General features: G+C 70.7%; 23 protein-coding genes. 6 read left to right on the forward strand and 17 right to left on the reverse strand.

The genetic code is table 11. The annotated features are described in order from the left end of the window. Positions 1-132 precede the first annotated feature (132 nt). On the reverse strand, positions 133-2322 hold the full coding sequence (locus tag ABZ906_RS02305; protein WP_361376355.1) for an alpha-N-acetylglucosaminidase: 2190 nt from the start codon (positions 2320-2322) through the stop codon (positions 133-135). A 683-nt stretch (positions 2323-3005) separates the two neighbouring features. On the opposite strand from ABZ906_RS02305, the gene ABZ906_RS02310 reads away from it, so the two are divergent. Beyond that, positions 3006-3359: a helix-turn-helix domain-containing protein gene (locus ABZ906_RS02310; RefSeq protein ID WP_361376358.1), complete on the forward strand. Its 354-nt coding sequence runs from the start codon at positions 3006-3008 to the stop codon at positions 3357-3359. Here ABZ906_RS02310 and ABZ906_RS02315 read toward each other — a convergent pair. Continuing rightward, positions 3328-3738 (reverse strand): nuclear transport factor 2 family protein, encoded by a 411-nt coding sequence (locus tag ABZ906_RS02315; RefSeq protein WP_361376361.1) that lies wholly within the window; start codon positions 3736-3738, stop codon positions 3328-3330. The genes ABZ906_RS02310 and ABZ906_RS02315 overlap by 32 nt on opposite strands. A 241-nt stretch (positions 3739-3979) precedes the next feature. Here ABZ906_RS02315 and ABZ906_RS02320 point away from each other — a divergent pair, with 241 nt between their 5' ends. Together ABZ906_RS02320 and proP are read left to right on the forward strand one after the other, a co-directional pair. Further along, positions 3980-5824 carry an alpha-L-fucosidase gene (locus tag ABZ906_RS02320; protein ID WP_361376364.1) on the forward strand — a complete coding sequence of 615 codons (1845 nt, stop codon included), beginning with the start codon at positions 3980-3982 and terminating at the stop codon, positions 5822-5824. Positions 5825-6058: 234 nt separating this feature from the next. Next, positions 6059-7531 (forward strand): glycine betaine/L-proline transporter ProP, encoded by a 1473-nt coding sequence (gene proP / locus ABZ906_RS02325; protein ID WP_361193065.1) that lies wholly within the window; start codon positions 6059-6061, stop codon positions 7529-7531. A 3-nt stretch (positions 7532-7534) separates the two neighbouring features. On the opposite strand, the gene ABZ906_RS02330 is transcribed toward proP, so the two are convergent. Then, a complete protein-coding gene (locus ABZ906_RS02330) occupies positions 7535-8512 on the reverse strand; it encodes an ADP-ribosylation family protein (RefSeq protein WP_361376367.1) in 978 nt (325 codons plus the stop codon). A gap of 18 nt (positions 8513-8530) precedes the next feature. After that, positions 8531-9067 carry a PadR family transcriptional regulator gene (locus tag ABZ906_RS02335; protein ID WP_361376370.1) on the reverse strand — a complete coding sequence of 179 codons (537 nt, stop codon included), beginning with the start codon at positions 9065-9067 and terminating at the stop codon, positions 8531-8533. Positions 9068-9177: 110 nt separating this feature from the next. On the opposite strand from ABZ906_RS02335, the gene ABZ906_RS02340 reads away from it, so the two are divergent. Then, positions 9178-10590, forward strand: coding sequence for an MATE family efflux transporter (locus ABZ906_RS02340; RefSeq protein ID WP_361376373.1), 1413 nt, complete (start codon positions 9178-9180; stop codon positions 10588-10590). On the opposite strand, the gene ABZ906_RS02345 is transcribed toward ABZ906_RS02340, so the two are convergent. Further along, positions 10565-11503, reverse strand: a complete 939-nt coding sequence (locus tag ABZ906_RS02345; protein WP_361376376.1) for a hypothetical protein — start codon at positions 11501-11503, stop codon at positions 10565-10567. The two genes, ABZ906_RS02340 and ABZ906_RS02345, sit on opposite strands and share 26 nt — an antisense overlap. 103 nt (positions 11504-11606) lie before the next feature. Then, entirely contained in the window at positions 11607-13172 is a 1566-nt protein-coding gene (locus ABZ906_RS02350; RefSeq protein WP_361376379.1) for an MFS transporter, read from the reverse strand. Between the two features lie 91 nt (positions 13173-13263). On the opposite strand from ABZ906_RS02350, the gene ABZ906_RS02355 reads away from it, so the two are divergent. Continuing rightward, a complete protein-coding gene (locus tag ABZ906_RS02355; RefSeq protein ID WP_361193081.1) occupies positions 13264-13653 on the forward strand; it encodes a helix-turn-helix domain-containing protein in 390 nt (129 codons plus the stop codon). Between the two features lie 51 nt (positions 13654-13704). Here ABZ906_RS02355 and ABZ906_RS02360 read toward each other — a convergent pair whose 3' ends face one another. The 6 genes from ABZ906_RS02360 to ABZ906_RS02385 form a co-directional block, all read right to left on the reverse strand. Continuing rightward, entirely contained in the window at positions 13705-14517 is an 813-nt protein-coding gene (locus tag ABZ906_RS02360; protein ID WP_361376382.1) for an SAM-dependent methyltransferase, read from the reverse strand. Between the two features lie 79 nt (positions 14518-14596). Further along, on the reverse strand, positions 14597-15019 hold the full coding sequence (locus ABZ906_RS02365) for an acyl-CoA thioesterase (RefSeq protein WP_361193087.1): 423 nt from the start codon (positions 15017-15019) through the stop codon (positions 14597-14599). A 76-nt stretch (positions 15020-15095) separates the two neighbouring features. Continuing rightward, positions 15096-15737 (reverse strand): hypothetical protein, encoded by a 642-nt coding sequence (locus tag ABZ906_RS02370; RefSeq protein ID WP_361376385.1) that lies wholly within the window; start codon positions 15735-15737, stop codon positions 15096-15098. A 124-nt stretch (positions 15738-15861) separates the two neighbouring features. Continuing rightward, positions 15862-16767, reverse strand: coding sequence for a TIGR03619 family F420-dependent LLM class oxidoreductase (locus tag ABZ906_RS02375; protein WP_361376388.1), 906 nt, complete (start codon positions 16765-16767; stop codon positions 15862-15864). Between the two features lie 77 nt (positions 16768-16844). After that, the gene (locus ABZ906_RS02380; protein WP_361193094.1) at positions 16845-17429 is read right to left on the reverse strand and encodes a TerD family protein; all 585 of its coding nucleotides are present in this window, start codon (positions 17427-17429) and stop codon (positions 16845-16847) included. Positions 17430-17507: 78 nt separating this feature from the next. Beyond that, positions 17508-18101, reverse strand: coding sequence for a histidine phosphatase family protein (locus ABZ906_RS02385; RefSeq protein WP_361193097.1), 594 nt, complete (start codon positions 18099-18101; stop codon positions 17508-17510). Positions 18102-18368: 267 nt separating this feature from the next. Between ABZ906_RS02385 and ABZ906_RS02390 the strand changes: the two genes are divergently transcribed. After that, complete coding sequence (locus tag ABZ906_RS02390) at positions 18369-19082, forward strand: hypothetical protein (protein ID WP_361376391.1); 714 nt, start codon at positions 18369-18371, stop codon at positions 19080-19082. A 72-nt stretch (positions 19083-19154) separates the two neighbouring features. Here the strand turns inward: ABZ906_RS02390 and ABZ906_RS02395 are convergent, their stop codons facing one another. The 5 genes from ABZ906_RS02395 to ABZ906_RS02415 all read right to left on the reverse strand — a co-directional run bounded on the left by ABZ906_RS02395 (position 19155) and on the right by ABZ906_RS02415 (position 24429). Further along, complete coding sequence (locus ABZ906_RS02395; RefSeq protein ID WP_361376394.1) at positions 19155-19946, reverse strand: hypothetical protein; 792 nt, start codon at positions 19944-19946, stop codon at positions 19155-19157. Beyond that, complete coding sequence (locus ABZ906_RS02400; RefSeq protein ID WP_361376397.1) at positions 19946-21241, reverse strand: VWA domain-containing protein; 1296 nt, start codon at positions 21239-21241, stop codon at positions 19946-19948. Before ABZ906_RS02400 ends, ABZ906_RS02395 begins: the two co-directional genes overlap by 1 nt. Before the next feature lie 82 nt (positions 21242-21323). Then, positions 21324-22550 carry an FAD-dependent monooxygenase gene (locus tag ABZ906_RS02405; protein ID WP_361376400.1) on the reverse strand — a complete coding sequence of 409 codons (1227 nt, stop codon included), beginning with the start codon at positions 22548-22550 and terminating at the stop codon, positions 21324-21326. 35 nt (positions 22551-22585) lie between these two features. After that, complete coding sequence (locus ABZ906_RS02410; RefSeq protein WP_361376403.1) at positions 22586-23194, reverse strand: C39 family peptidase; 609 nt, start codon at positions 23192-23194, stop codon at positions 22586-22588. A 23-nt stretch (positions 23195-23217) separates the two neighbouring features. Further along, entirely contained in the window at positions 23218-24429 is a 1212-nt protein-coding gene (locus ABZ906_RS02415) for a pyridoxal phosphate-dependent aminotransferase (protein WP_361376406.1), read from the reverse strand. Positions 24430-24435 lie beyond the last annotated feature (6 nt).

A 24435-nucleotide genomic window follows, 5' to 3' on the forward strand; every position in this document is an offset into this window, starting at 1 on the left:
GGAGTTCGTCGTTCCGGTTGCTCTGCTGCTCTTCCGCGTACTGTTAGGAAGGTTTACTACCAGAGATTCGGGATGACGTATACCCGTCAATGAAGGGGGAGTTGGCGATCTTGGAGCCCGTGCCGCGCTCTGTTACCCCGCCTCGGTCAGCCGTTCGCGCACCTGAACAGCGATTTTGTACGTGTCTCCGGTCGGCCGGACGGCAAGATTCCGCGGTGCGCGGATCCAGCCGTCTTCGAGGGCGAACCAGTCGACGGCCTTCGGCTCCCGGTTCTCGTCGAGCGCCGCCCGAACCTCCTTGAAGTACGTGTCCCAGCGCAGCCGGTAGAGCCCGCCGACGAGTCCGGCCCACTCCCGGTTGGCGTAGTCGCGAAGCCCGGCGTCCGCCCCGGACCGGGTGCCCCACACGGTCAGCAGCGACAACTGGTCGTACGCGAGCCGGTCCCGTTCCCTCGCGTCGGCACCCCATGAGCGGGCATCGGCGACCCAACGGCCCAGGAGATGGCGGGAGTCGGTGGCCAGCAGCCTGTCGAGCAGATCCATCAGACCGAGCCAGCTCCGGGTCAGCCGGCCGAAGAGGGCCGCGTCCCGGTCGTCGTACGCCTGCTTGATCCTGGGGAGGAGCACCCTGCTGCGGTTGGAGAGCGCCTGGCGCGCCACGTCGAGGAGGTCGCGACGGTAGGCGGAGGAGCCCCGCAACTCACGGCGTACGGCGAGCAGTTCAGTGAGTGCGGGCTCGAAGTCCGCCGGTTCGTAGCGCATGGCCTTCGGTGACCAGGACGCCGCCGACTTCGCCGACAGGTCGGGTCGTGCGCCGAAGAGGCCGTCCGCGCCCTCGGCCCACTCGTCGGCACGGGTCGTGCCGTACGCGGTGCGGCGCAGGATGTCCCAGGCGGCGGCCGCGTGCGGATCGGTGGCTCCGTAGCGCGCGACGGACCAGTCGGCGAACCATTCTTCGAGGTCCAAGTCTCCGGTGCGCCAGGCCAGTTCGGAGAAGAGTTCAAACGCCGCGGGGTTGTTGTCGGCGGCCTCCGGCATCAGGGAGATGCCGCGCTGCATGCTGCCGTCCTTGGTGCGCCATTTCTCGTAGAGCGCGGCCCAGTCCGGGGTGTTCGCGCCGAGAGTCGTGTGCCCGCCGAAGTTCCAGATCGAGCCGAAGGTGTACGGGGTCGCGTTCCAGTCGGCCTCGCGGTCGGTGACCTTCGGGAAGCGGTCGGAGAGCCCGTCGACCACGAGCATCCTGGATTTGTCGACGGCGTCGACGATGGCCTCGGGCGGGTTGCTCTGCCAGCCGAGGATCACCCAGAGGGCGCCGGGGTGCGCTCTCTGAAGCGCCTTCTCGACGGCCTTCGCGGCGTCCGGGACCGGTACGTCGCCCGGTTTGCCGCCCTCGTGGAGGAGGTCCATCTTGTACATCGTGGAGGCGCCGAACAACTCGTCTTGTGCGCGGTAGAAGGCGGCGGCCACCTGCCCGAAGGCCTCGGTGCGCGGGTCGAGCCAGTCGGGCCGCGCGAAGCCGACCCAGTCGCCCTGCGGCACGGTCCGCGCGCCGGGGTTCTTCGCGGCGAAGCCGGGCGGGACTGTCCCGAAGTAGCCGGGGAGGACCGGAGTCATGCCGAGTTCGCGCAGCCGGTCCGCGATCCGACGACCCAACAAGGCTCGCTTTTCAATCAGTTGAAGCGATACCGGATAAGGGAAGGCGGACATGTTCTGCAGCAGCCACCACGGCTGGTGCGCGGGGGCCGGAATCCATTCGCGCAACTCGCGCTCGGAGTAGCCGAACTCCTGGAACACGCGGTGATAGAGGGCGTCGGCGCCGACGTACACGAGGACTTCGTTGTAGCCGTGCAGCGCGAGCACGTCGATCTCGCGCTCCCAGTACGACCAGTCGTGGTAAGCCCCCGTGTAGCCGTCATTCGTGTCGTTGAGCACGAAGCGGTGCGGGGCGTTGGCGCGTCCGGTCAGCGGCTTGTCGAGGCCGGGGAGGCGGCCGGGCAGATCGAGCTGGTCACCCGCCCAGGTGATGTTCGCGTGCGCGGTGTGCTTCAAGTAGTGACGCAGGCCCGTGAGTTGAACGGCGGGCGTCGATCCGGCCACGGTGATGTGCCCGCGCCGCCCGGAAACCCGGAAGGAGTCGGCGGGCCCCGCGGTCGTGAACGTCAGCTGCTTCCAGTGGCCGGGCAGCAGACGCCGGGCGGCTCTGGCCGCGGGCGAATCGGAGGCGGCGGCGGGGGCGCCGTCGGCGGTGGAGCCCGAACAGGCGACGGCGGCGCCGGTCGTCGCGGCCATGGCGGTGAGGAACGTGCGGCGGGGCAGGGGCATGACGAGGGGATACCCTCCCGGTTCGGCGAATCCCGGGCGGGCGCCCGGTCAGTGCTGGACGCGGCACCACGATGAACCGCCCACGAACCATGGTCAAGCCACCACGTCCCACCACCCGGGACCGGCCGACCTTTCGCCTCCGGCTCGGGGTGACCCTGGCGGTCTGGCGGTCTGGCGGTCCGGTGACCCGGCGGTCTGGCGGCCCGGCGGTCTGGCGGCCCGGTGGCCTGGTGGCTCGGCGATCCGGTGACCCGGCGGTCTGGCGGCCCGGCGGTCCGGCGACCCGGTGGCCCCGGCGATCCGGCGGTCTGGCGATCCGGTGGCCCTGCGGTCTGGCGGTCTGGCGGTCCGGCGACCCCCGGCGATCCGGCGGCCCGGCGCCCCGGCCATCCAGCGCCCCAGCGCCCCAGCGCCTCGGCGGTCCGGCGACCCTGGCGATCCGGCGGCCTGGCGGTCCGGTGACCCGGCGGCCCCGGCGATCCGGCGATCCGGCGGTCTGGCGGCCCTGCGGTCCGGCGGTCTGGCGATCCGGTGGCCCTGCGGTCTGGCGGCCCTGCGGTCCGGCGGCCCTGACCCCGGCGATCCGGCGGCTCGGCGCCCAGGCGCCCCGGTGCCCCGGCGCTCCAGCGCCCCCGCGTCGCGCACCGCCCCGGTCGCCGGACTCCCGGTGCTAGCGTCGCCGGATGACCGCACCGCTGCCCGGCAGACCCACCCGTGCTTCCACCACGGGGCGCCCCCTGATGGCCGCCCTCGATCTGTTCGGGCGGCGTTGGAGCCTGCGGGTCGTGTGGGAGTTGCGGGGTGAGCCGCTGGGGTTTCGCGCGTTGCAGGAGCGGTGTGACGCGATGTCGTCCAGCGTGTTGCGCCAGCGCCTGACCGAGCTGCTCGAAGCCCGCCTGGTGCGGCAACTGCCGGACAGTTCCTACGCCTTGACCGACCTGGGCCGCGAGGCCCACCAGGCCTTGCGGCCCCTGGACATGTGGGCCGAGCGCTGGGCGAGCGAGGTCAGCGCCGACTCGGCAGAGGATCCACGCTGAGCGCGTCGCGCATCAGCGAGACAGCGGCCTTCAGCGCGCCCAACGGCCTCAGCAGCAGCGTCGCCTCCGTCAACTGACCCTGCTCGTCAACCTGTTGTACGAGCGCTCCGTACACGGACTCGGACTCGTCGCCGACCTTCGCCGCGAAGGTCGTCACACTGTGCCGCCCCGTCGCCTCCTCGCCGGGATCGGTGAACTCCCGCAGCGGTTCGAGCCCGGTCAGACACTGCCCGATCTTCGCGAACAGATGACTCACGTCGTCCCGCCCGCTGTAGTCGGCGACAGGGCTGTGAAAGACGACGTCCGGCGCGAGCGGGAGCCGGGCGGCGCGGCCGGGCGTGCCGGGTGCCAGTACGTCACGTACATCGACGACGCTCATCTGTATCGCTTCTCCTGACTGCTTCTCCATGGCTGCTCTATCCGTGACTGCTTCGGTTTTAGAAGCAGTCGCCCGAAGCCTACTCCTGTAGCCGGGAGTCCATGCCTCAGCGGTCAGTCATCGGACCGATGTCACCAAGTGCAGCCAATATCCGCTGCATCAGCCTCAGTTGAGCGCATTGACATCCGATGTATTCAACCCTACGTTCCCCAGCGACCCGTCAACCTCAGGGAGCCGCCCCATGCGCACACAGTTCAGTCGCACCCGGCGAAGAGTCGCCGGGGTCGCCCTGCTCCTCGCCTCGGCCCTCGCCGCCACCGCCGTCCCCGCGGCGGTCGCGGCCCCGACGGAACCCCCCGCAGCCCCGGCCGCAGCCCCGGGAACCGACCACGCCACCGACGACCCCTTCACCGCGGACCGCACCAACTGGTGGCGCCAGGACCGCTTCGGCATGTTCATCCACTTCGGCGCGTACTCCAACCTGGAGGGCGAGTACAAGAAGGCCGACGGCTCGCTCTGCCGTGACGCCGAGTGGATCCAGCGCCAGTGCGACATCCCCAAGGCCGATTACGAGAAGCAGGCCGCCACCTTCAACCCGGCCGACTTCGACGCGAAGGCCGTGGTCAAGGCCGCCAAGGACGCCGGGATGCGCTACATCGTCATCACCTCGAAGCACCACGAGGGGTACGCGATGTGGCCCACGAAGGTCAACGACTGGAACCTGCGCGACCACTCCTCCTTCGACAAGAAGCGCGACATCCTCGCCGAGCTGAAGAAGGCGTCCGACGACGCGGGCATCAAGCTCGGCTTCTACTACTCGATCTGGGACTGGCACGACCCGGACTTCCCGGACCCCGCCACCTTCCCGAAGTACGAGAAGCGGATGCGCGCCCAGCTCAAAGAGCTAGTCGACACCTACGACCCCGCCCTGCTCTGGTTCGACGGCGAGTGGGACACGGACAAGCCGCACAACCCCTGGACGGCGAAGGACGGCGAGAAGCTTGAGGCCTACCTCCGCGACCTCGACCCGGACCTGATCATCAACAACCGCGTCGGCAAGCGCCGCGTGGTCGACGGCGACTACGGAACCCCCGAGCAGGAGATCCCCGGCGCCCCCGTCGACGGCCAGCTCTGGGAGTCCTGCATGACCCTCAACGGCCACTGGGGCTTCGCCCGCTACGACACGGACTGGAAGTCACCGGCCACCCTGGTCAGGAACCTCCTCTCCACCACGTCCCGCAGCGGCAACTACCTCCTGAACGTCGGCCCCGACGCCCGCGGCCGCATCCCGCAGCCCTCCGTCGACCGCCTCAAGCAGACGGGCGACTGGCTGCGTACGGCGGGTCAGGGCAACGCGGTGTTCGGCGCACGCTTCGGCGGACTCGTCGAGGAGCCGTCCTGGGGCTCGGTCAGCCGCAAGGGCGACAAGCTGTACGCGGCCGTCGACCAGTGGCCCGCGTCCGGCGCCGCCCTGCACCTGAAGGCGCGTACGGACTTCGAGGTCACGGCGGCGCGCGTGCTCGGCAGCGACCAGAAGGTGACCGTCACCAAGTCCGGCGACGGCATCGACCTGCGACCTTCCGGCGCCGCGACCAACGACATCGCCACGGTCGTCGAGCTGAAGGTCGACCCGGGCCCGACGGCCCGCCCCGGCAAGGGCAAGGGCCTCAAGCAGGAGATCTTCGACAACGCGGACCTGAGCGGCACCCCGAAGATCACCCGCACCGACCGCACCCTCAACCACGCCTGGAAGTACGAGGGCTCACCGGCGGCGAGCATTCCGTCCGACACGTTCAGCATCCGCTGGACCGGCAAGCTCGAGCCGCGTCGCTCGGAGACGTACACGCTGACGACCGTCTCGGACGACATGGCGCGGGTGTGGATCGACGGCAAGCTGGTCATCGACTCATGGACGCCGCACGAGCCGAAACTCGACAAGGCCGCCGTCGCCCTCACCGCGGGCAAGCGGCACTCGATCAAGGTCGAGTACGCGGAACGGACCGGCGAGGCCCACCTGAAGCTGCTCTGGTCCAGCCCCGGTCAAGAGCAGCAGATCGTTCCGGCCGCACAGCTCTACGCACGCTGAGCGGACCCTCTTCAGCAGCGTTCGCCGGCATCGTCCGCCGGGCAATTCGGGCCCCAAGTCCTGTGAAGTCAGGACTTGGGGCCTCTGCCGTGGGGACCAATGGCGAGCGTTTTCCGTACGTCGGAATTGGCAGTGTTGATCGACGCAAGCTGGGCAGATGACCGTTCGTCGATCTTTGGACACCCGGATCAGAGGCGACGACAGCCCATCACCGAACAAGAGAGTGACTGCACCGTGAGCGCGCCAGAAGCCCCCGAAATACCGGCACCGCCCGCTCCGGAGGCCATAGCCCGGCACCGCGCGCTCTTCCGCGCGGTCCACCGCCGCAAGAACCCGCGGCTGCGCCAGTCGGACATCACCGTCACCGAAGAGGCCCAGGTCAGGCGGGCGGTGAAGGCGACCGCCCTGGGCAACGCCATGGAGTGGTACGACTTCGGCGTCTACGCCTACCTCGCGGTGATCATCGGCAAGGAGTTCTTCCCCTCCGGCAACGACACGGCGCAGACCCTCTCCTCCCTGGCCACCTTCGCCGCGGCCTTCCTGGTGCGCCCCATCGGCGGCATGGTCTTCGGGCCGCTCGGCGACCGGGTCGGCCGCAAGAAGATCCTCGCGCTGACCATGATCATGATGTCGGCGGCGACCCTGGCGATCGGCCTCATTCCGAGCTACGCCACCATCGGCGTCTGGGCGCCGGTCCTGCTCGTCCTGTGCCGCATGGTGCAGGGCTTCTCCACGGGCGGTGAGTACGGCGGCGCCGCGACCTTCATCGCCGAGTACGCGCCGGACAAGCGCCGCGGATTCTGGGGCTCGTTCCTGGAGTTCGGCACCCTGATCGGCTACACCGTCGCCGCCGTCCTCGTCACCGCCCTGACCATGGGACTCAGCGACGGCGCCATGCAGTCCTGGGGCTGGCGCATCCCGTTCCTGGTGGCGGCGCCGCTCGGCCTCATCGGTCTCTACCTGCGGCTGAAGCTCGACGAGTCGCCCGCCTTCCAGAAGATGGCGGAGGCGGAGAGCGGACCGGCCGCCGAACGCCAGAAGAAGTCCTTCAGGGATTCCTTCGTCGGCCAGTGGCGGGCGATGCTGCTGTGCATCGCGCTGGTCGCCGCGTTCAACGTCACCGACTACATGCTGCTCTCCTACATGCCGACGTATCTGACAGAGCTCGGCTTCGGTGAGACCGGCGGCCTGATGTCCATCGTGATCGTCATGCTGATCCTGATGGCGCTCATCAACTCGGTCGGCCGCCTCTCCGACCGCATCGGCCGCAAGCCGGTCCTGATGGCGGGCTCGGTGGGCTTCTTCGTCCTGGCGCTGCCTGCCTTCCTGCTCATCAAGCAGGGCGGCACGGTCGCGGTCTTCACCGGCCTGCTCATCCTCGGCCTCGCCCTTGTCTGCTACCTCGGCGCCATGTCCTCGTCGCTGCCGGCCCTCTTCCCGACGGACGTGCGCTACGGCTCCCTGTCCATCGGCTTCAACGTCTCGGTCTCACTCTTCGGCGGTACGACGCCGCTGGTGGTGGCGGCGCTGATCGGCGCGACCGGCAACGACCTGATGCCCGCGTTCTACACGATGCTGGCGGGCCTCGTCGGCATCATCGCGGTGGCCGCCATGAAGGAGACGGCCCGTAAGCCCCTGGAGGGCTCCCCGCCGTCGGTGGCGACGCCCGAGGAGGCCAGGGAACTGGTGGAGGCACAGCGCCTCTGACGCCTACGGGCTCTTCGGCTCCAGGACGTCCACCTTCGGCAACGACCGGTGCCGGTGGTGGACGTCGGCTATGTCCGCTAGGGCGGGGCGGTCCAGTGCGCGGTAGGCCGACACGAGAAGTTCCCGGGCGAACGCCTCGCGGTCCGGGTCGCCTCCCGACGCCCAGTGCAGGTCGCGGCCCAGGACCAGGGCCTCGGCGGGATCGCCCGCCGCGCACCGGCGGCGCGCTTCCCGCACGCTCGCTTCCAGGGCCGCGGCATCGTCGAACAGCTCGTACATGTACGTCGCGAACTTGTACGCGTCCGCGCCGTGGTGAGGGGGCCGGTCGAGGGCGGTATCGCCCGCCACGAGCGCCCCGGCGCCGTCCAGCGTCGTGACGCGCTCGTGGTCCAGCGGCCGGCGCACGGTGTCGTACGCCTCGGTGTAGGCCAGGCCCACTTCGGTTCTGTCGCCGGTCTCCAGGGCGGTCAGCGCGTCGCGCAGCTGCCCCAGGCCGGACATCCTGGCGGTCGTGTCGGGGTCCCGGAGGTCATCCTGGAGGTCGCGCCAGCTCCGTTCGACGATGGACCGCACCGCCTCCAGCGGGGTGGCCGCGTGGGTGTCGATCTCGCCGCCGTCGTTGTTGTAGTGGGACGCGACGCCCCGGCAGGTGCGGCCGTCGTCGAACCACAGGCCGAAGTGCAGTCCGTCCATACCGCCGTGCATGAAGGTCAGGAATTCGGGCGGATCGCGGTAGTACCGGCCGTGCACGCGCACGTCGATCCCGTCGGCCGCCCGGCGGCCGGCGTCCGCGAACAGATCCATGACGCCCATCGGACTCACCATCAGATCCTGGAGCGCCTCGCTCTCGGCGGGCCCCAGGGCCCCCAGAAACTCCCGGAACCGAAAGACGGACTCAGGCAACTCAAGCCCCCACTCCCGCCACACCCGCTCCTCGACGACAGCCCGGTCCGCCGGGCTCCCTGCCTTCTCACCGCTCATCGCAACCCCCGTCGCCCATCAAGATCCGCCGTTGCCCTCCACCGTACTGATCGCCTCTGACAGCCACTTCTTCTCCTCCGTGCCGGTGGCGCGGGCGATTCTGAGCATGCCCCGTCGGAACAGGTCGGGTGCCTCCTCCGCCGACAGCGGCTTGTCGTCGCGGTAGAAGAAGCTCGCCGGTGTGTCCAGGAAGGCCTGGCGGCGGCGGAGTACGGCGGACTGCTCGGACCGGTCGGGGAGGTGGCGCAGGAACGCGAGGAGCGTGAAGAAGCGCTGCCCGTCGGTGATCTCGGCTTCCTTGGGTTCCCGGAGGCGGGCAAGGAGTTCACCGCGCCCGGCCTCCGTGAGGGAGAGGATCCGGCGGGGCGCCGCGCTCTTGCCCGGTTCGGTGCGCTGCTCGACGAGGCCCGCCTTCACCAGGCGGGTGATCGCCGGATAGAGCGCGCCGTCGCTCACGGGACGGATATGACCGCTGAGGCCCTGGATACGAGTCTTGAGGTCGTAGCCGTGCAGGGGCTCCTCATAGAGGAAGCCCAGAATCGACAGCTCCAGCATGGAGTTGAGCCCTTCTCCCGTGTTTCTTCCCTTGTCCGCCGCGCGCGGTTGATGCTATCTCTTTCCGCTGTACCTCGAAACGATGTACAGCGGAAAGAGGGGGAATCGTCATGGGGTCTGCATCGCCACCGGCGGAGCACCGCCGCCGACTCGTGTCGCTCGCGTATCCGGTCTACTTCGAACTCCTCGCCGGGGTCACGGCCGGAATCATCAACATGATCTGGGTGGCCCGGCTCGGCGGCGCCGCGGTCGCCGCGGTGGCCGTCGCGACGAACGTCGAGAACCTGCTGCTCGGCGTCATCCTCATGGCCGGGTCCGGTACGACGGTCCTTCTCGCGCGGGCCAGGGGAGCGCGGGACCGGGCGGCGGTACGGTCGGCGGTGCGCGGCGGCCTGGCACTGTGGGCGCTGATCACGCCGGTCGTGGCCGTCGGCGGATACCTGTGCCGGGAGCCGCTGGCCCGCCTGGTGCTCGGCGGAGGGGAGAGCGACGCCCTCGCCCTCGCGACCGGCTACTTCGCGATCGCCCTGCCGGGGACGGCGGTGTACTTCGCCACGAACGTCGTCGACGGAATCCTCAAGGGCGCGGGCGACACCCGCACCCCGATGCGGCTCGCCCTGCTGGCCAACGGTCTGATCCTCGCCCTGGACCCGCTGTTCATCATGGGGCTGGGACTCGGCGTGCGCGGAGCGGCGATCGCCACCGTGCTCGGCCGCTCGGCCGCGCTGCTCTGCGGTCTCGCCGCTCTGCGGCGCAACGACGTGCTGCGGGCGGCGTTCGGGGAGAGGGGGAGTGCTAGGCGTCCGGGCGCCGACGCGCGCAGGACGGCGGCGACCGGCTTTCCCATGGCGGCGGACTTCGTCGTACGGATGACGGGCGCGCTCGCCCTGGTCGCCGTCGTCGCCAGGATCGGCGTCGGGGAGGTCGCCGCGTACGGCATCGCGACCAAGGCGATGTATCTGGCGACGATGGCCTTCTACTCCGTGCGCCAGGCCGCCGCCATCCACACCGCCCACCTGCTCGGCGCCGGACGCGACGAGCGGCGGGCCATCGGGCGCCAGGCCCTGTGCATCGCCGGCGCCCTCGGCCTGACGGCCGCGCTGCTGCTGCTCGTCGCCGGGCCCTGGATCATGCGGGGCTTCGGCGCCGACGGCGAGGTGGCCGATGCGGGGGCGCTCTATCTGCGCTGCCTGGGGCCGTACTTGGTGCTGCTCGCCTGCTTCATCGCGCTGGGCGGGGTCTTCGAGGGCAGCGGCGGCAGCCCGGCTCTCGTGCGCATCACGGCAGGGGGAGTGGCGGTGCAACTGGTCTTTGCGTACGCCCTGTCGGGGATGGGGCTGCCGGGCATCTGCCTGGCCATGGCGGGGTCCATGGCCCTGCAGTGCGCGGCGGTCGGCCGCCTCCACCGGCGCACGGAACGGCCTTCGGCGCGCCGGCTGAAGCGCGCCGCGGGCTCCGGGGCCAGTCGCGTCAGGCCCGTCAGGCCCGTCAGGCCCGTCAGGCGCAGAGGCGGGAGGTGGTGACGGAGCCGCCCGCGTTCTCGTCGTCGGTGCCGAGGGCGGCGCGGCCGGAGCCGGGCACGCAGTGCAGCGCCTCGATCTTGTGGCCCTTGAACTTTTCGAGCAGCTCAGGCGACTTGGCGAGCGAGAGCCGCACCGCGCCCGCGCGGGTCACGGACAGCTTGCCCGCGTCGCTCACCGCGGAGTCGAACGGCCCGTCGTCCCCCGAGTCGGACGCGGAACTGATCAGCACGCGGCCCGACTTGGTCACGTCGATGTCCGAGACATGCCGGACGTCCCCCGACGGATACGGCGCACGGAACACCGACTTCCGCACCTTCCCGAACTCCGACTCGCCGTAGGAACCGAACGAGAACGGCGCCGAGTACACCGTCGCCGGACGCTCCTTGCCCGCGCCGCGGTCCGCCCACAGGGCGGCCAGCTTTCCGTTCCGCGAGGTCAGCGAGAAACTCTCGAAGTCGTCGCCGTCACCGATCGCGGGGAGCGGGGCGACGTCCAGGACCTCCACGGCCTCTCCGGCGTCGGCCAGCTTCACGTGGTAGGCCAGTCCGCGGCTGGCCACGGCCACGAACTCGTCGGACGTCCCCGGCACCGCGTCGATCGCCTCCAGGTCCACCGGCTCGGGGCCGCCGCGCCAGGATATCGGCGAGACCTCGGGCGTCCGGCCGGGACGGTAGGTGGCCTCGGCGATGCGGTTCTCGCCGGGCTTCTTGTTGTCGCGTACGACGAGGGTGTGCAGCGTCCCGCCCGAACGGGAAGTGACCGTGAGGCCGCTGACGCCGGACTTGATGTCGCTCCCGATCTGAACCCACGGGTCGGTCGCGGGCTTCGGCTGAGCCGTCGACGGGCCGGCGCCGAACGCCACGGCGGCTCCCGTGCCCAGAGCGACGATTGCGGTCAGAACGGTCTTGCGCATGGTCAGATGCCTCTCGCTCGATGTGCGACGCGCGTAGATTCACGACTGGCCGGACCGTAGTGGCCCGGCCGTGGTGAGGGCAAGCGAGGGGGGTACGAGGCAGCTACCTGGACTGGGCCAGTGAACCGGTGACATCGGAGGTCCCTGCCCCGGAGGTCTCTGCCCCGGAGGCCCCTGCCTCGGAGGTCGCCGCCCCGGAGGTCTCTGCCTCGGAGGTAGCCGCCCCGGATGCCCCGCCCCGCACCCCCGGCCGCAACACCGTCGCCGCCAGGACGAGACCCGCCGCCGCGACGCCCGTCGCCACCCAGAAGGCGAGGCGGTACCCGTCGGCCGTGGCCGCCACCACACTCTGCCCGCCGTCCGCGAGCAGCCCCTCCGTGCGGCCCGCCGCCAGCGTGGTCAGGACGGCGAGGCCCAGTGAACCGCCCATCACCTGTGTGGTGTTGAAGAGCCCCGAGGCCAGGCCCGCGTCCTCCTCGCGCGCCCCGGACATCGCGAGCCCCGTCACCGCGGGCATCGCCGCGGCGAACCCGGCGCCGAGCAGCAGCATCGAGGGGAACACGTCGACGGCGTACGAACCGTCGGCGGGCAGGCGGCCCAGGAGCGCGAGGCCGGCCGTGATGAGGACGAGGCCCGCGAGCAGCGACCGGTAGGGGCCGAAGCGCCCGATCACCCTGGCGGACAGGCCCAGCATCAGGACGCCGATGATGACGGGGGCGGGCAGGAACGCGAAGCCGGTCTTCAACTCGCCGTAGCCGAGCACGCGTTGGAAGTAGAGCGCGCCGATGTACTGGAAGCCGAACATGCCGGCGATCATCAGGATCTGTACGGCATTGGCGCCGGTCAGCGTGCGCGAGCGGAAGACGCGCAGGCGCAGCAGGGGGCGGGCCGTGCGGGCCTGGCGCACGGCGAAGGCGGCGTACAGGGTGAGGGAGAGGGCGGCGAGCGCGAGGGTGGCGGGCGTGCCGTGCCCGGCGGAGCCGACGATCGTGTAGACGGTGAGCATCAGCGCTCCGGTGATGAGCGCGGCGCCGGGGTAGTCGGCACCCCCGGAGAGACCCGTGCCGCGGTCGTTCGCCAGGACGCGCAGGGCCGCGACGAGTGCGAGGGCGCCGATCGGCAGGTTGATGAGGAAGATCCAGTGCCAGTCGAGGGCCTCGGTGAGCGCGCCGCCCAGGAACGTGCCGATCGCGCCTCCGGCCGCGCCGACCGCGCTGAACACCGCGATCGCCTTGGCCTGTTCGCGCGGTTCGGGGAAGAGCGCCACCAGCATGCCCAGGACGACGGCCGAGGTCATCGCCCCGCCGACACCCTGTACGGCACGTGCCGCGATCAACAGGCCCTGGTCGGTGGCGACTCCGCACAGCGCGGACGCCGCGGTGAACACGGCCAGACCCGAGACGAACATGCGCTTGCGGCCGACGAGATCGCCGAGCCGCCCCGCGAGGAGGAGCAGACCGCCGAAGGCGATGAGATAGGCGTTCACCACCCAGGCGAGGCCCGGCGCCGAGAATCCGAGGTCGCTCTGGATCGCGGGCATCGCCACCGTCACGATGTTGCCGTCGATGATCGTCATCAGTAGCCCCGAGGACAGGACGGCGAGCGATGTCCGGCGGGAGCGCGCGGTACCGGGTCGGTCCCCGACCCCGGAAGCGTTGGCATCGGACATGATGGAAAACCTCCATGAACTGCATAGGTGCACGACTTGTAACGGGGCTCATCGTGCGTGACCATGAAGTCGGGGAGAAGGAGGAACTTCAATGTCCCAAGGGAACACCGGTGTTACGTCCCAGGTGGTGAACGCGCAGGCGTGCCCCATGCGGGAAGTTCTTGACAGGGTGGTCGGGAAATGGAGCATCCCGATCCTGGTCGCGGCGGCCCACGGGCCCATCCGCTTCACCGAACTGGAGCGCAGCATCGAGGGCATCAGCCGCCGCATGCTGACCCTGACCCTGCGGAACCTGGAGCGCGACGGCCTGCTCACGCGCACGGTGTTCCCGACGGTGCCGCCCAAGGTCGAGTACGAACTGACGCCGGTCGCGCGGGAATTGCACGGCACGCTGCTGACCCTGACGGGGTGGGCGGAGCGGCACCGGGTGACGATCGCGCAGTCACGGGCGGACTATGACGAGAAGCGGGGGCTGGTGTGAACCCGGAGTCCCGGACCACACCGGCCCCCGCCGCTGCGGGTGCCCGAAGGGTTACGCCTTGCGGGCCACCGCGCCGTACGCGTCGACCGGCGTCGCGTCCTCGGTTTCCGGACGCCACCGGGTGACCTGGGAGACGCCGGGCTCCACCATCTCGAGACCGTCGAAGAAACCGCCGATCTCCTCGACGCTGCGGACGTGATACGGGATCGCGCCGCTCTTGTTGTACGCGTCCGATGCCGCGATCATGCCCGTGCTGGTGGCGGTGCTGTCGCTGATCACCAGATAGCTGCCGGACGGCAGGCCCGCCATGAGCTGCGCCACCAGATCACGCGCCTGCTCGTAATCGCCCACGTGCCCCAGGGTGTTGAGAATGATCAGGGCGACCGGCCGGGAGAGGTCCAGGGTCGCGCTCGCGGCCTTCAGGATCGCCTTGGGGTCGTAGAGGTCGGCGTCGATGTACGCGGTGACGCCCTCGGGGGTGCTGGTGAGCAGCGCGCGGGCGTGGGCCAGGACGAGCGGGTCGTTGTCCACGTACACGATGCGGGAATCGGGGGCCGCGCGCTGGGCGACCTCGTGCGTGTTGTCGGCGGTCGGCAGGCCCGTGCCGATGTCCAGGAACTGGCGGATGCCCTGTTCCGTCGCGAGGTGGCGGACCGCGCGGCCGAGGAACTGCCGGCTCAGCCGCGCCACATCGACGAGGCCGGGGTGAATTCCCTTGATCTGGTCGCCCAGTTCACGGTCCTTCTCGTAATTGTCCTTGCCGCCCACGAAGTAGTTCCAGAAGCGCGCGGAGTGCGGCGTGCTGGTGTCGATGCGCGCGCGTATGTCCGCGGCCGCCTCGGCTTGGGGGTCTTGGTCCGGCACGGGGGCCTCCTGTGGGTGAGCGGGCAGCTTGTTACTTGAAAGAACGATCACCTGCCAATCTAGTTCCCGCGGCGGCCGGTCAGAGGCCGATCACGGAAGGGTCGTCGGCCAGTGCCCTGAAGTACTGGCGCGGGTCCGCCACCATCTGTCGTTCGCCGAGGTCCAACAGGCCGCCGACGGAGTGCAGTTCCGCGGCCTTGGTGCCGTCCGTCTTGCGGATCAGCTGCTCGATGCGGAACGTCTTGCGCTCGCCCCAGACGAACACGCAGGTGACCTCCACCTCGTCACCCGCGCGCAGTTCGCTGAAGTAGCGGATGGTGTTCTCCAGGGCGACGGGACCGACGCCCTTGGCGAGCAGATCGGCCTGCTCGATGCCCGCCGCGCGCAGCACCGACCAGCGGGCGTGCTCGGCGTACTGCAGATAGACGGCCTGGTTGAGATGACCCTGCGAGTCCGTCTCGTACCCACGGACGCTGATGCTCACGGAAAAGGGCTCCGCCACGACGTTCCTTCCGGCAATGCGATTCGACTGTTCCACATGGCTGTTGATGGTTGTTGCGCGGTTGCCGCCCCCCGGGTCATCCCCTCCGGGGCGAAGCGAGGAGATACCGCTCGCCGCCTGCCCGCTCGGCGTGTTCGCTGACCTGCCACCCCGCGGCCTCAAGCGCCGCCGCGCACGCCCGCAGCCCGTCCGGAGCCACGTCCCGTACGGCGACGGCCTCGGGCTGCGGGGTCTCGCCGACCCGATAGCCCTCGGGCCCCGGCGGGCAGCCCGCGGCCTCCAGGGCCAGCGCGGCGGCCTGCACCAGATGCGTCCGCTCCCAGCCGCAAGGACGGTCACGCGCACCGCCCGGGTTGGTCATGCGGCGCATCTCGACGAGCCCCTCCCACGCACTGCGCACCTCACGTGCGCGGGCCGGACTCCCGGCGCCCGGCGGCGGCACGGGCTCGGCGCCGGTGCGGGCGGCGAAGAGGCCGGACTCGGCGGGAGCGGCCGGGTAAGGGCCCGGCATCCCGGCGGCGGGATCGCTCACGGCCTCTTCCCGTACGCGATGGCCCGTGGGCGTCAGGAAATAGGCGTGCGGCGGCCGGGGGTGCCGGAAAGCGAGGCGGTGGCGCACGAGTGCCGCCAGCTGTGCCTCGCTTCCCGTGAGACGGCCCGTCGCCGGGTCCGCGGCCTCGATGATCCGCCGCTGGGCGGCCGTCGGAGGCTTCGTCATGAGCCCACCTCTTCCCCAGGTCATGCTGCCTGGTTCCGATAGTGCCTCGTGCCACTGACAACGGCCCGTGGACCTCAGCCGTCCACCACGTATCCGCTCGGCGAGACCGGCGGGCTCAGCGGGCTCAGCGAAGGATTCCCGTGGCGGGGTCGACCACCTTCTCGGCGACGAGTTCGAGGGTGCGCCGGTCGTCGTCGGCGGTGCCGCGCTCGCCGGGGGTGCCGGGGTAGGTGTCGAGCAGGACGTCCGTGGCGCCGAGCTCCGCCAGGGTCTCCAGGTCGGCCCGGAGCTGGTCGACGCTGCCGTGCCCGAGGGGACGGTCCGCCGTGTCCGGCTGCGGGGTGAGCCGGAGCTGGAGGCGGGGCACCAGGTCCGGCACGGGGCGCCCGGCGGCCTCTGCCTCCGAGGCGATCCGCGGCAGCGCGTCCCGCAGGACGCCCACTGTCGGCATGAACGGGTGCCAGCCCTCGCCGAGACGGGCCGCGCGGCGCTGGGCCGCGGGGGAGTTGCCGCCGACCCATACGGGCAGTTGCGCCGCGGGCAGGGGAGCGTTGTGGATGCCTTCGTAGGAGACGTAACGCCCCTGGAAGGAGGTGGTCTCCTCGGCCCAGGACGCGCGGATCGCGGCGAGGTATTCGTCCGTGATGGCGCCGCGCTCGTCGAAGGGAACACCGAGGGCCTCGTACTCGGCGCGGGACCAGCCGACACCGGCGCCGAGGATGAACCCGGCGTCGTTCAGCTGGTCGATGTTGGCGGCGAGGCGGGCGGTCTGGAGCGGGTGGCGGTAGGGAATGACCGTGATCGTCGTGCCGAGCCGCAGTCCCGGTACGCGGCCCGCGAGGTGCGCGGCAAGCACGAACTGGTCGTAGAACGGGGCCGGATAGACCGAGTGCACGTCGGGGGTGACCGTGATGTGGTCGGAGATCATCGCAAACCCGAACCCGAGGTCACGGGCGTCGGTCGCCTGCCGGACGAGGGAGTCGGGGGTGGTGCCGGAGCCGAAATTGAGGAGGTTAACGCCGTATCGCATGGCGGCAAGTCTTGATGATCTTCGGGGTCTGTGTCGAACCGGGCCGGTCGGCACTCGGCCGGCCCGGACAGCATCGACTACTTGCTCATCGCGAAACGCATCAGGGCCTGCTCGTCGCCCTGCTTGATCTTCCCGGTCTCGTTGATGACCTGGAGCTTCCAGGTCGCGCCGTCCCGGATCGCCTTGGCCACGGCGCAGCCGTTGTCGTTGGTGAGCAGGCTCGGCCAGATGTCGGCGACCTGCTGGGTGCTGCCGCCCGTGGCGTCGTACACCTTGAAGCTGATGTTGCGCGCGTTCTGGAAGGCGCTGCGCTTCTTGTACGCGGCGGCGACGAACACGATGGCCGTGATGTTGTCCGGCACGCGCGCGAACTCGACGGTCACCGTCTCGTCGTCGCCGTCGCCCTTGCCGGTCTGGTTGTCGCCGCTGTGCACCAGCGAGCCGTTGCCCAGCGGGTCGAGGGAGTCGAGACCGGCGAGGCGCACCGGGTCCGCGCCCGCCATCGCGATGGCGATCAGGTCGAGGTCGGTGCCTGCCTTCTGGCGGAGCTTGCCCATCAGACCGCCGCTGCTGCCGACGGTGGGGTCCCAGGACACCCCTATGGACAGGTGGGTCACTCCGCCGAGATCAGCCGGTCCGTCTTCCTTCTTGAGCGTGATCATTCGTGATCCTTCTTGGTGGTGAGAGTGCTATATGGGACAGAGTGTGCCTGGTTTTACGGGCGGATGTTCTTGATGTCCTCAAGGGCGGATGTTCCAGCTCGCCACCACCGGGCGCCCGTGCTCCGTGCTGAGGCGGCAGACGGTCCCCGTCGCCAGCTGGAACAGCGCCCCTCCCGACGCGGGCAGTCCCAGGCGCCGGGCCGTCAGGACCCGCAGGAAGTGGGAGTGGGCGAAGAGGACCACGCTGGACTCGTAGTTGGCGAGAGCCGCGTCGACTTTCGCCAGCATCCGGTCGGCCCGCTCGCCGACCTGCTCCGGGGTCTCACCGGGATGCTCGGCGGGGCCCGCGGCCACTCCGTCCCTGAAGAGATACCAGTCGGGGCGGGTGCGGTGGATCTCCACCGTCGTGACGCCCTCGTACGCCCCGTAGTCCCATTCGCTCAGGTCGGGGTCCACGCGGGCGTCCGGGAACCCCGCAAGCTCCGCCGTCTGCCGGGCCCGTCCCAGGGGGCTGGTGAACGCCGCCCCGATCCGGAACCTCCCGACCAGCGGGGCGAGCCCCTCGGCCTGCTGTCTGCCGTTCTCGGTGAGCGGGATGTCCGTCCAACTGGTGTGCTGCCCCGTCAGGGACCACTCGGTCTCGCCGTGCCGGACGAGGAGCAGGTCACCCATGGTGAACCGCCGGGGTGGGAATGCGCGCTTCGGTGGTCATGTCTCCTGATCCTGCTCCAATGTCACGACATTGCCCAAGCTACGCCGCCGTTCCTCACACGCGTGCCGCAGCCCCCGCCCCCGGCGTGACCGACTGCTTCAGTTGCCCGCCGCGCGTCCCCTTCCGGGTGATCCGGTCGGCAGGTTGCCTGCCCCGTGCCGCTCGCCGCATCCATGATCACCGCGAGAGTCCGCAGGGTGCGGGCCGCTGATCAGGGAGCGCGAACCGTGAAGTTCTCACCGCGTACGGCCACCGCCGTCCTTGCCGCCTGCGCGGCCCTCGGCCTGTCGCCGGCGGCGCAGCCCGCCGGTGCCGATGCGCCGCCGCCCGTGGACAAGACCGTTCCCAAGACCGCGCTGCCCGCCGCCGCGGCGTTCCTCGGCGACAAGGACGCCGACCTCGGCGAGGCCGTCGCCTACTGCCAGAACGCGCCGGACGCCTGCACCTTCACCGCCGACCGGCGCACCTACGCGTACCACGAGAAGGCGCGGGTCATCGGCGAGGCGTACGCCAACTGCACCCGCAGCACGCTGGAGCGCGAGCGCACCGTCAGCTTCCGGGACGACGCGTTCGACAGCGTGAACCAGGCGCAGGACGGCCTGTTCCCGCACCGGACGCTGGCGCACCCCAAGGCCACCAGCGCGATGGCCGAGCAGTTCGAGAGGGGAGCGGAGTCCGAGCCCGGCAAGTGGACCTGGACCAGGACCGAGAAGAGCACGGTCGAAGTGGACATCAAGCCCGGCCAGGCGTCCTGGGTGGAGGTCCAGCCCGCCCGGAAACGGGTCTACGGATCGTTCCGTGCCGCAGGTCCCGACGCGCCGCCCTTCCGGATCGACGTCATCGTCGACAGCCCGGCCGCCGCGCCCGCGAGCCGGGTCTACCAGCGCACGGGCAAGATGACCGCCGCCGAGAAGCAACGATGCAGGTCCGCCCGGCCCTAGGACCCTAGGGGCATCCCCGGCAACGGCACGGCGGCCGGACCCACCTGCCCGGTCCGGCCGCCGCCGCGTTCGTCAGATGCCCGCGGGTACGCGCGCGGGACGGCCCGAGCCGCGCGTCAGGCAGTAACCCCCGATGCCCGCGAGGGCGCCGAGCACGCCGCCGCCCGCGGTCCACAGCCAGCGCGACGACCACCAACCCGACGCCCAGCCGTCCTCCGGCTCACTGGCCGCGGTCTGCGTCTTCGTGCCGGCCCCCGGCACCAGCGGCTCCGCGAGCGCGCCGTCCACCGCCGCCGCGCCGCCCGCGTCGTTCGACGTCACCTTCGTCGCGGCCCGCATCGGCAGACCCAGGTCGTCCGCCTTGAGGCCGGTGACCGTCAGGCGCGCGTAGTACGTGCCGGGCAGCGGGTCGTTCGCCCACGGCTCGGCCCAGCCGCGCACCGTGCGCAGGGTGCAGGACAGTTCGACCGTGGTGGCGTCCTGCGCCGCGGTCCGTGACTGGGCGCCGAACCGGCACGCCTGATGGCGCCGCAACCCGTCGTACACGTCGACCTGCCAGGTGGAGTCGCCGTGCCGGGCGGCATCCTCGGGCAGCTTCACCGTGGCGTGCACGGTGGGGCGCTGGCCGATGTCCGCCGGGAAGGACCAGTACAGGTAGTCGCCGGTGGACGCGTCCGCCGTGGCCTCCTGGTCCAACTGGATCGCGGTCGCCGTACGGAAGGACGTACCGGCCTCGGTCGGCGCGGCGGACTTGTCGTCGCCGTCGTCCCCGTCGGCGAACGCCGCTCCGGCCGTCCCGGTGAGGGCGAGCAGCGCGGCACCGGCCAGCAGACCGGCCCGGATCAGCACACGTGTCGTACGCATCAGTTGGTCCTCCAGACCGCGAAGCGCCAGCGCGATACCCAGCCCCAGACCAGACCGGCGAGGAAGCCGACGAGGATCAGCGTGCCGAGCAGCCACCAGCCGTTGCCCAGACCGAAGGACGCCACGTCCGACGCCTCGTCGGGCGCGTCCACCAGGTCGACGGCCAGCTCGACGGGCAGACCCGGGGTCGTCTTGACGGAGGCGGGCGCCGAGAAGGAGTTGCTGACCTGGAGACACACGGTCTCGGCGGCGGGCTCGCCGTCGCTGTCGTCGTCGCCGTCGTCTTCGGGCTTCGGGTAGCGCAGGCCCGTCGAGATCACGTCCGTACGTCCGTCGCCCGCCTCGGAGCCCCGTACGATCTCGCGCCCGTGCTCGGTCGAGGCCCGCAACAGCACGCCGTAGTCCCGGTTCACCGCACGGTCGGCGCCGACGCTGACGGCGGCGCGCAGTTCCTGGCCGGGTTCGATGTCGACGCGGTACCAGCGGTGCTCGCCGAACTTCTCCCGGTCGGTGTAGACGCCCGACTTCAGCTGCGGGGCGTCGGAGCACTGTGCGGCGCCCTCGGTCGCCACCGGCGCGGCGACGGGGTCGGCCGCGCGGTCCACCAACTGCTTGACGCGGCCGGAGAGTTCATCGGTGTGCCGCACCGACGTGTACGTACCGCCGGTGGCCTCCGCGATGCAGCTCAGCTGGTCGCGGGTCTTGGCGTCCGGCACCAGGCCGAGCGTGTCGATCGTGAGGTGGATGCCCTCGGCGGCGATCTTGCGGGCCACCTCGCAGGGGTCGAGCGGCTGGCAGGTGTCCTCACCGTCGGAGATGAGGACGATGCGGCGGCTGCGCTCCTTGTTGTCGTCCTTGAGGTCGTCGGCCGCCTTCAGGAGGGTGGGGCCGATCGGCGTCCAGCCGGTGGGCGCGAGCGTGGCCACCGCGGTCTTCGCCTCGGTGCGCCCCGAGCGGTCGAGCTCCGCGACCGGGTAGAGGAGCTCGGTGTCCTTGCAGCCCGTCTTGCGGTCGTCGCCGTGATAGTTGGCGCCCAGCGTCCGTATGCCCAGCTGTACTTCGTCGGGCGTGGCGTCGAGCACCTCGTTGAACGCCTGCTTCGCCGCCGCCATCCGTGACTTGCCGTCGATGTCGCGGGCCCGCATCGAACCGCTGACGTCGAGGACCAGCTCGACCTTGGGCGATGGCTGTGCCGGTTCGTCGTCGGCGGCGGCGGGGCCCGCCGTGCCGAGCCCGGCGGTCAAGGCGGCGAGCAGGGCGAGGGCCCCGGCCGCCGACCGATGTCTTGTGATCATCGCCGGATCTTATTGATCTTGGCGTGCATACCCAAACCGGCAGGTGGGTATCAGCCTCCGCCGCTCCGGCCCGGGCCCCGGCTCATCGCTTCAGCCCGCGGCCCCCGAACGCCCCGCCCCCGTCGGCCTGTTTCCACCACGTCTCCAGGGCGGTCTGGTCCATCGTCCGCCAGGACGGCGTCTCCTCGACGAGCGCGCGGCCGAGGCGGCGACCGAGCTCGACCATCGCGCCCCCGGCGACGGTGCGGTCGGTGTCGTACGTGTCCAGGGCGTCCGGCCAGGTCGTGGCCGTGGCGAAGGCGGACTCCAGGACCGTCGCGTCCTGCAGCGCCTTGACCGCGCCCGCCCCGGTGTGCGGCCGGGCGACGGTGGCCGCGTCGCCCGTCAGGAGCACACGGCCCGCGGTGTAGCGGGGCGCGGTGAAGTCGTACATGGGCTGGAGGAAGAGCTCGTCGGGACGCGTAGCGCGGACGAGGTCGCCCCAGTAAGGAGGCAGCAACTCGTCGCAGACATGGGCGAGATGAGAGGAGAGAGCCTCCGTGAGCCCGCCGGGCGGCAGGCTGGTGGGGGCGGTGAGCCGCAGGTCGAGGCCGAGCCCCAGATCGAGATCCGGCGGCGGTGCCGTGTACAGGACCCAGTTGACGCGGTGGCCGCCGACGCCGTCGGGAATGCGGTAGACGATGACGTGCCCGCCGGGGAAGACGACGTACGCGCAGTCCTCCTGGGCCCACAGCTCCGGGTCGGCGAGCCGGTCGGCGGGGAAGGCGCCGCGCCAGGCGAGATACCCGGCGTACGCGGGACGCACGGAGGCGAACGCCGCCGCACGGACCACCGACCGATAGCCGTCGGCGCCGATCACGAGGTCGACGCGCTCGGTGCCGTCGGCGGTGACCACCTCGGCGTGCCCCTCGCCCGGCCGCACCTCCTCCACCGCCACGCCCGGCCGGAAGACCACGGACCCGGGCACGCGACCGCGCAACTCACGCCACAGAGGCCCCCAGTTGTACGTACGGAAAGGGAACGGCATGACCCCGATCTCGTGCCCGAGCGGACCCGCCGCCGACCCGTCCCGCACATACCAGCGGCGCCGCTTCAGCTGCACCCACGGCATGTCCGCGTCCAGATACCCGGCGGAGTCCAGCTCCACGTACCGGGAGTCGTGCACCGCGAGCCCGACACCCCGGTCCGCGAGACGCTCCGCGGCCCGTTCGTACACCGTGATCTCGTCGGCGCCACCGCGGTACGCGGCGAGTGCGGCGGCGCATCCGGCGATGCTCCCGCCCACGACGGCGACTCTGCCTCCACGCATCATCGCGCCATCCTGGCAGCAGAGATGACCCTCTGTCAGCGCAGTGACACACCGCGACCGGCAAAGAACGGTTCGAAGTCCGAAAGTGACATGTCCGCCGTCCTTGTGGCGGCGTCGATCCCGGACGGGTTGTGCAGATGCAGGCCCCCGTCCGCGGAACGCCCGGTGACGAGCACCAGATGACCGCCCCGGCCGGGCGAGGGGCGGTGCGGGCGGCGGATCTCGAAGTGCACCGAGACCATGACCGAGCGGCCCTCGTCGAGCAGGCCGGTGATCTCCTCCACCGTGAGATGCCGGTGCACCGTGGCGTCGACGCCGTGCACGTCGCGCACGTACTCCGCGAACGGGGCGTAGATCAGCCCGCGGATCTGCCCGTCGGCGTCCTCCGTGTAGGCGCCGTACTTGAGCGCGCCGTCCCGCAGTTCGAAGAGCGAGGGCGAGGACGGGCCGAGCGCCATCCGCAAGCAGGTCAGGCCGCACAGATGGCCGCACCAGCGGGTGTAGTCCTCCAGGGTGGCGGCGCCCGATTCCGCCCAGGCCGGATCGGCCGCGCGGTCGAGGCCGCCGTACACGATGCGCTCGACCAGGTCGGGCGAGGCGAACTGGGTGTGGGAAGGGACCCGGCAGGCGGAACAGAGCGACACACGACCCCCGTCGTCCGATGGCGTCACTGGCGGTATCCGCTGAGGAAGCGGCCGATGCGGCTGATCGCCGCGTCGAGGTCGTCAGCGTAAGGGAGGGTCAGGATGCGGAAGTGGTCGGGGCGCGGCCAGTTGAAGCCCGTGCCCTGGACGACCTGGATCTTCTCCTGGAGGAGCAGGTCGAGGACGAACTTCTCGTCGTCGTGGATGGGGTGGACCTTGGGGTCCAGGCGCGCGAAGGCGTACAGGGCGCCCTTCGGCTTCACGCACGAGACGCCGGGGATCTCGTTCAGCTTCCGCCACGCCATGTCCCGCTGCTCGTGCAGCCTGCCGCCCGGAGCGGTGAGCTCGCGGATGGACTGCCGGCCGCCGAGCGCGGCCTGGATGGCGTACTGCGCGGGGGCGTTGGGGCACAGCCGCATGGAGGCGAGCATCGTCAGCCCCTCCAGATAGCTCTTGGCGTGCTGCTGCGGGCCCGTGACGACCAGCCAGCCCGAGCGGAAACCGGCGACGCGGTAGGTCTTCGAGAGGCCGCAGAAGGTCAGGACGACGAGGTCGGGGGCGAGGGCGGCGACGCTGTGGTGCACGGCGTCGTCGTACAGGATCTGGTCGTAGATCTCGTCGGCGAAGACCATCAGGCCGTGGCGGCGCGCGAGGTCGAGGATGCCCTCCAGGATCTCCTTGGGATAGACGGCGCCCGTGGGGTTGTTCGGGTTGATGATCACGACGGCCTTCGTCCGGTCGGTGATCTTCGACGCCATGTCGTCCAGGTCCGGGTACCAGTCCGCGGACTCGTCGCACGTGTAGTGGACGGCCTTGCCTCCGGAGAGGGTCGTCACGGCGGTCCACAGCGGGAAGTCCGGCGCCGGGATGAGGACTTCGTCGCCGTCCTCCAGCAGGGCCTGGACGGCCATGGTGACCAGCTCGGAGACGCCGTTGCCGAGAAAGACGTCGTCCACGGAGACGCCGTCGAGACCGAGCGCCTGGTAGCGCTGGGCGACGGCGCGGCGGGCCGAGAGGATGCCGCGCGAGTCCGTGTAGCCGTGCGCGTTCGGGAGCATCCGGATCATGTCCTGGACGATCTCCTCGGGCGCCTCGAAGCCGAAGAGCGCGGGATTGCCGGTGTTCAGGCGCAGGACGCTGTGGCCCGCCTCCTCCAGGGCGTTGGCGTGCTCGATGACCGGGCCCCGGATCTCGTAACAGACCTCGCTGAGCTTGCTGGACTGCCGGAACTCCATGCGCTG

This window comes from Streptomyces sp. NPDC046925 (assembly GCF_040644915.1).
Classification (GTDB): domain Bacteria; phylum Actinomycetota; class Actinomycetes; order Streptomycetales; family Streptomycetaceae; genus Streptomyces.